Source organism: Nonomuraea sp. NPDC005983 (genome assembly GCF_040614375.1).
Lineage (GTDB): Bacteria > Actinomycetota > Actinomycetes > Streptosporangiales > Streptosporangiaceae > Nonomuraea.
In genome coordinates, this window is record NZ_JBEXUP010000262.1 from 1 (window position 1) to 5,136 (window position 5,136).

Below are 5,136 nucleotides of genomic sequence, written 5' to 3' on the forward strand. Positions count from 1 at the left end.
CCCGGCGACGCGGCGTGGCCCGGCACGCCCCGGCCGCCGACCCGCGGCCGTCCACGCTCTCCCGCACCGGCGGCCCCCGAGCGCTCACCCGCGAGGAACGGCGGCTGCTGCGCCAGGGCATCGCGCGGCTGGCGTTCGACGGCCGGCCGGCCGAGGCGGCCGCCGTCGCGCTGCTGGACGGGACCGGCGCCTCCGTGGGCGCGCTGGCCGGCCTGACGGCCCGCGACATCCGCACCGTGGCCGAGGCCGACGGCACCGAGCACGCGATCGTCACCTTCCACGACACCCGCGGGGACGTCGTCGCGCTCCCGGTGCCGCTGCTGGCCCGCCAGCTGCTGCGGTCGCTGAGCCGCGGCCGGTCCGCCGGAGAGCCGCTGATCACCCGCGACGACGGGCGGCCCGCCGACCGCGAGTGGCTCGGCGGCGCGCTCACCGACGCGGCCCTCGCCGGCGGCATCCCGGAGCGGCGGGCCAAGCTGCTGCACCCGTACATGCTGCGGGCCACCACCGTCGCCGAGCTCCTGGAAGAGTGGAGCCGCTCTCCGGAGGCGAGCGGGGCACGCCTCCCCCTGCCGAGGGAGGCCGGACGTCAGGGCGTCGGCTGACGTCGGTCGTCGTGCCGGGCCGCATCGCCCGCGCCGGGATCTACCTGCTGCTGGGCGCCGCGCCGCTGACCCCGGCCGCCGTGGCGCTCGGCCTGGCGATCCTGGCCGAGCCGACGCCGGGGCGCGTGCCGGCGTTGGACTTCGCACCTCCCCGCCCGAGGGACACCCCCTCCGGCGGGCCGGCTCAGAGGTCGCGGGGGGCCGGGCCCGTGTAGTCGGCCAGTAGGTCGCGCGGGATGGGGCCCTTGATCCGGGCGCCGGTGCGCTGCTCCTCCCAGACGTGGGCCAGGATGCCGACCGAGCGCGACAGCACGAACAGGCCGCGAGACGTGAGCGTGCTTGCCGGCGTTCGACAGCGACGCCCCGATGCGCCGGGCCAGCTCGCTCGTGCTGCAGCCCGGATCGGGATCTTCCGTCAGCGTTCGCGGGTGTAGGTCAGCTCGAAGTCGAGGTTCCAGGTGACGCCGTCGGCCGACATCTCCCACCGCCCGTCCACGGTGTCGCCGTCGGCACTCAGTGTGCCAGTGAAGCGCTGGTTGAACCCGGGAGCGTCGCGCCACACGGCCCACACGCCGTCGGCGAGCGTCATCCGGTACACCCGGTGGACGCCGCGGGCGTCGGCGTACAGCATGGTGAACTCCTCGGTGGCGTCGTCGAGACCGATCACGGCGCTGGCCGGCAGCGGCGCGTTGGCCCGCCATGCCTGCGGCGCGGTCTGCGGGATCGGATCGGCGTCGGAGTACTGCCGCAGGAACGCCCGGCCTTCGTCCCAGGTGAACTCGGTCCAGGCGGAGCCGAGGCCGGCGACCTTCGGCTGGACAGTCCACCAGCCGGCGAGCGTGTCGAGCCGTGCGAGTGCGGGGTGCCTGTCATCCATCGTCGTGTCCCTTCTCGTTGACGTCGGTACTGACTGCCTGGACGGTGGAAACGCCTCGGTGGGGGCGAGATCCGCACGGCCCGTCGTGTCAGCCGTGGTCGCGCATCCAGAGATCGATGAGTTCGTGGGTGTCGGAGCCCAGTGCGGCGACGCTCATGTCGCGGTGGTCGACCTCGATGCCCACCGGACGGAGGTCGGGAACCAGGCCGCTGGTGAGGGCCTCCTCCTCGGGCAGCTGCTCGTACCGGCCGGGACGCCACCAGAAGACCTGCGGGCTGATCGCCTTCTCACCGGCCTCGAACAGTTGGCGCGAGAGATCCTGGACGGCCTCCATCGCGGCGAACAGGTGGACGCCGCCGATCGCGTGGACGAGCACGTACTCGGGGAGCGGGAAGGAGAGCAGGGCCCCGTAGGGCGCCGAGGCGGGGTCGACGTGGCGCCGGAGCACGTGCACGTGGGAGCTCACGTACCGGTGCGTGCCGCCGATGTGCGTCACGGGCACGCCCTGGACCGCGCTGGTCTCGGTGTAGTGGGGCTCCTTGCCGATGGACAGCGACAGGGCGGCTCCGAAGACGCCGTTCTCGGGCGCGCCGCCGAGGTCGGCCCGGTTCAGCGGCATGATCGAGTCGGGGTAGTCGGCGACCACCGTCTCGAGCAGCCCGGGGGCGAGCCGGCGGGTCACCAGCCCGTCACGCATCTCGCCCAGCGCCTCGTCGGTGTAGAGGCGCACCCGCAGGTTCTCGGCGGAGGGCAGGGTCTGCTCGTTCTGGGAATGTCCGGCGTAACGGGCGAACGCCTTGGCCGCCTGATCGGCGTAGTCCGCGGCGATTCGGGGCAGGGCGGCCGGGGCGTTGCTGCCGGCGTACCCGCGCCACTCGGTGATGTCCGCGGAGAGGCTGGAGCCGTCCGGCATCCTGATCCTGACGGTCGCGAGTTCGGGCAGGGTCGCTTCGTAGCCACGATCCGCGAAGGCGCGCACCAGAGCTTCACCGACGACATCGGGGGTTGTCTCCGTCATGGACGAGAACCTATCGAGAGACTCTGACAGGAACGGAGTCAGATGCTCTCCGTGGGTAGGACGGTTTGGTGGAGGAAGGATGGATTTGTCCGCGTCTCAGACCGGGGAGAGCAGACCATGGACATCACGATCCCGGCAGGCGACGTGGCCCTGGAGGCCGACATCGTCGTACCCGGCACGCCGCAGGGGGTGGTGCTGTTCGCGCACGGCAGCGGCAGCAGCCGCCACAGCCCGCGCAACCGCTTCGTCGCCGCGCAACTCCAGGACGCCGGCCTGGCCACCGTGCTCGCGGACCTGCTCACCCCGGCGGAGGAGCGGCGCGACGCCCTGACCGCCGAGCTCAGGTTCGACATCGGCCTGCTCGCCACCCGCATGACGACGCTGACCGACTGGGCCGGAGCCGACCCCAGGACCTCGGGCCTCGCCATCGGGCTCTTCGGCGCGAGCACCGGCGCCGCGGCGGCCCTCGTCGCCGCGGCGGAGCGGCCCGAGGCGGTGCGGGCGGTCGTCTCCCGAGGGGGACGCCCCGACCTCGCCGGCGACTTTCTCACCGGAGTGCACCAGCCCACCCTGCTCGTCGTCGGCGGCGATGACCCGGTGGTCATCGACCTCAACCGGCAGGCGCGGGAGCGGATGCCCGGGACTGTCCGCCTGGACATCGTGCCCGGCGCGTCACACCTGTTCGCCGAGCCTGGCACGCTCGAACAGGTGGCCCGCCTGGCCACAGGCTGGTTCGTCGCCCACCTGTGAACCAGGGCTCGCCGAGAGCCTGCGGGCGCGGCCGCCGGCCGTCGCAGCGCGACAGCTCACCGCCGGAAATGACGTACACCGCTGCGCGAACAGCGTCGCGTGCTCGCGGTCCGCCGCGGTGGTCGACGTCAACCGCGCGGGGTTGAGGCGCTCAGGGGTCTTGAACAGGTGTTCGGCCGGGTGAGGGGTAGGCAGAAATCATCCGGCCCAGGTGGAAGCCGGGAGAAGTCGGATTCTGTTTCCCGCCCGCCAGGCCAGGAGCGGCGATCGGGCCGCTGAGGCGCAGCTCGGTCGTCATGCTACGTCGAGGAGTAATGGGCATGGCACGTAAAGTGATATATGGGCAGTCCGGAAACCCCGCCGAGGTTGTCTCCGTCGTGGAGGTCGACGCCCCTGGACCGCCTGGAGCGGGCCAGGTACTGGTGCGGGTGCACGCCTTCCCGATCCACATCGGCGACCTCCTCGCGATCCAGGGTCCCTACCCTTCGCAGACCGCGTACCTCACTCCCGGCCTCGAGGCCACCGGCATCGTCGAGGCGGTAGGACCGGACACTCCCGTAGCTCCCAGGGTCACCGCCGGAGCGCGCGTGTCCTTCTTCCCCCACCCCGGCGCCTGGAGCGAGTACGTCCTCGTCCCGGCGGAGTTCGTGGTCCCGGTGAGCGACGATGTTCCCGACAGCATCGCCGCCCAGATGCTGATCAATCCCATCACCGTGCTCATGTTGCGGCGTGAGCTCGAAAAGCACGCCACGGTCGGCTACAACGGCGTCTTCCTGCAGACCGCCGCCGGCTCCAACGTCGGCCGTCTGCTGTCGGCTGTCGCCCAATTCCACGCGATCCAGCACATCAATATCGTCCGCAGCGACGCGGGCGCCGAGACGCTGCGAGCGCGCTACCCGGGCGTTCCCGTGGTCTCCACCGCTCAGCCCACGTGGAAGGAGGAGATCCGCGAGCACATCGGGGCACGGCCTGTGCCTGCCGCGGTCGACCCCGTGGGCGGCGCGCTGGCCGGAGACCTGCTGCGGTTGCTCTCACCCGGCGGGACCCTGATCATCTACGGCGTCCTGGCCAAGGAGCCCATCCCTGTCCACGCCGGGGACCTCCTTGGTACGAGCCTCGGGCTCCGGGGCCTGATCGTCACCCGCTGGGCGGAGATCGTCCCCGCCGAGCAGCGCGCCCACGACATGGCCACCGCCGCCCAGCTCATCGCCCGTGGGGCGGCCGAGGCGTTCGACGTGGCAGCCCAGTACGGCATCGACGACATCGCGCAGGCCGTCGAGCACGCGGTCCGGCCGGGAAAGACGACCGGGATGGTTCTCGTCACCATCCCCTGACCCCTGCCGTGCCTCCCGGGCGCGTCCAGGACGGGGCGAGCTCAACCGCGGTGGCGTCCTCACCTCCCGCGCAACCGGGAAGGTCACCTGGCCATCGGGCGGACAAGCGGGCCGCAGTAGCCGTGCGCCGACGACGCCTCGGTCGGCCCCGAGCCGACCCGCGACCCCGTCATACTCCGATCGCCGGACGAGGACCTTGGGCCGGGACGAGCCCCATCACCATGTGCGCCATGGACGTGATCGCCAACCGGAACGTTCGCCGGGTTGTGCGCCGGGCACAGTGGCGAAGCGCACCGCAGCGGCGCGGAGGGTCGGCTGAGAACTCCCGTGCGGGGAAGACGACAGGACTGGCGCGGGCAGCTCGGCTTGGTCGAGCCGATCGTCGAGTTGGTCCACTGCCACCGAGGAGCCCAGGAGCGTGATGGTGGTCAGCGCCAGCAGTCCTGCGGCGATGACGCGGCGCGGGCGTGGTGCCGGTGCCAGCAGGGCGGCCGCACGCTGGGCGACCTGCCCGCCGGTGGCCGACAGGCTGGCGGAGGAGGCGCCGGTGAG

At 72.4% G+C, this 5,136-nt stretch carries 8 protein-coding genes; 4 read left to right on the top strand and 4 right to left on the bottom strand.

Features of this window, described 5'->3' with window-relative positions:
• Together ABZ297_RS46185 and ABZ297_RS46190 are read left to right on the top strand one after the other, a co-directional pair.
• The coding region (locus tag ABZ297_RS46185; RefSeq protein WP_355360779.1) for a hypothetical protein at positions 1–605 on the top strand (605 nt) is incomplete at its 5' end.
• 11 nt (positions 606–616) lie between these two features.
• Positions 617–820, top strand: a complete 204-nt coding sequence (locus ABZ297_RS46190; protein ID WP_355360782.1) for a hypothetical protein — start codon at positions 617–619, stop codon at positions 818–820.
• Here the strand turns inward: ABZ297_RS46190 and ABZ297_RS46195 are convergent.
• The 3 genes from ABZ297_RS46195 to ABZ297_RS46205 form a co-directional block, all read right to left on the bottom strand.
• A complete protein-coding gene (locus tag ABZ297_RS46195) occupies positions 790–918 on the bottom strand; it encodes a hypothetical protein (protein WP_355360785.1) in 129 nt (42 codons plus the stop codon). The two genes, ABZ297_RS46190 and ABZ297_RS46195, sit on opposite strands and share 31 nt — an antisense overlap.
• Positions 919–1,020: 102 nt before the next feature.
• A complete protein-coding gene (locus ABZ297_RS46200) occupies positions 1,021–1,482 on the bottom strand; it encodes a hypothetical protein (protein ID WP_355360788.1) in 462 nt (153 codons plus the stop codon).
• 88 nt (positions 1,483–1,570) lie between these two features.
• Entirely contained in the window at positions 1,571–2,500 is a 930-nt protein-coding gene (locus tag ABZ297_RS46205) for a hypothetical protein (protein WP_355360791.1), read from the bottom strand.
• Between the two features lie 117 nt (positions 2,501–2,617).
• On the opposite strand from ABZ297_RS46205, the gene ABZ297_RS46210 reads away from it, so the two are divergent.
• Together ABZ297_RS46210 and ABZ297_RS46215 are read left to right on the top strand one after the other, a co-directional pair.
• On the top strand, positions 2,618–3,250 hold the full coding sequence (locus ABZ297_RS46210; RefSeq protein WP_355360794.1) for a dienelactone hydrolase family protein: 633 nt from the start codon (positions 2,618–2,620) through the stop codon (positions 3,248–3,250).
• Between the two features lie 320 nt (positions 3,251–3,570).
• Positions 3,571–4,584 (top strand): zinc-binding dehydrogenase, encoded by a 1,014-nt coding sequence (locus tag ABZ297_RS46215; RefSeq protein WP_355360797.1) that lies wholly within the window; start codon positions 3,571–3,573, stop codon positions 4,582–4,584.
• 216 nt (positions 4,585–4,800) lie between these two features.
• On the opposite strand, the gene ABZ297_RS46220 is transcribed toward ABZ297_RS46215, so the two are convergent.
• Positions 4,801–5,136 (bottom strand): hypothetical protein (locus ABZ297_RS46220; protein WP_355360800.1); only part of this gene is annotated, 336 nt, incomplete at its 5' end.

Bases quoted from the DNA above. Each gene is read 5' to 3' on its own strand.
- ABZ297_RS46205 (WP_355360791.1), bottom strand. From the start codon at position 2,500: ATGACGGAGACAACCCCCGATGTCGTCGGTGAAGCTCTGGTGCGCGCC.
- ABZ297_RS46215 (WP_355360797.1), top strand. From the start codon at position 3,571: ATGGCACGTAAAGTGATATATGGGCAGTCCGGAAACCCCGCCGAGGTT.
- ABZ297_RS46210 (WP_355360794.1), top strand. From the start codon at position 2,618: ATGGACATCACGATCCCGGCAGGCGACGTGGCCCTGGAGGCCGACATC.
- ABZ297_RS46200 (WP_355360788.1), bottom strand. From the start codon at position 1,482: ATGGATGACAGGCACCCCGCACTCGCACGGCTCGACACGCTCGCCGGC.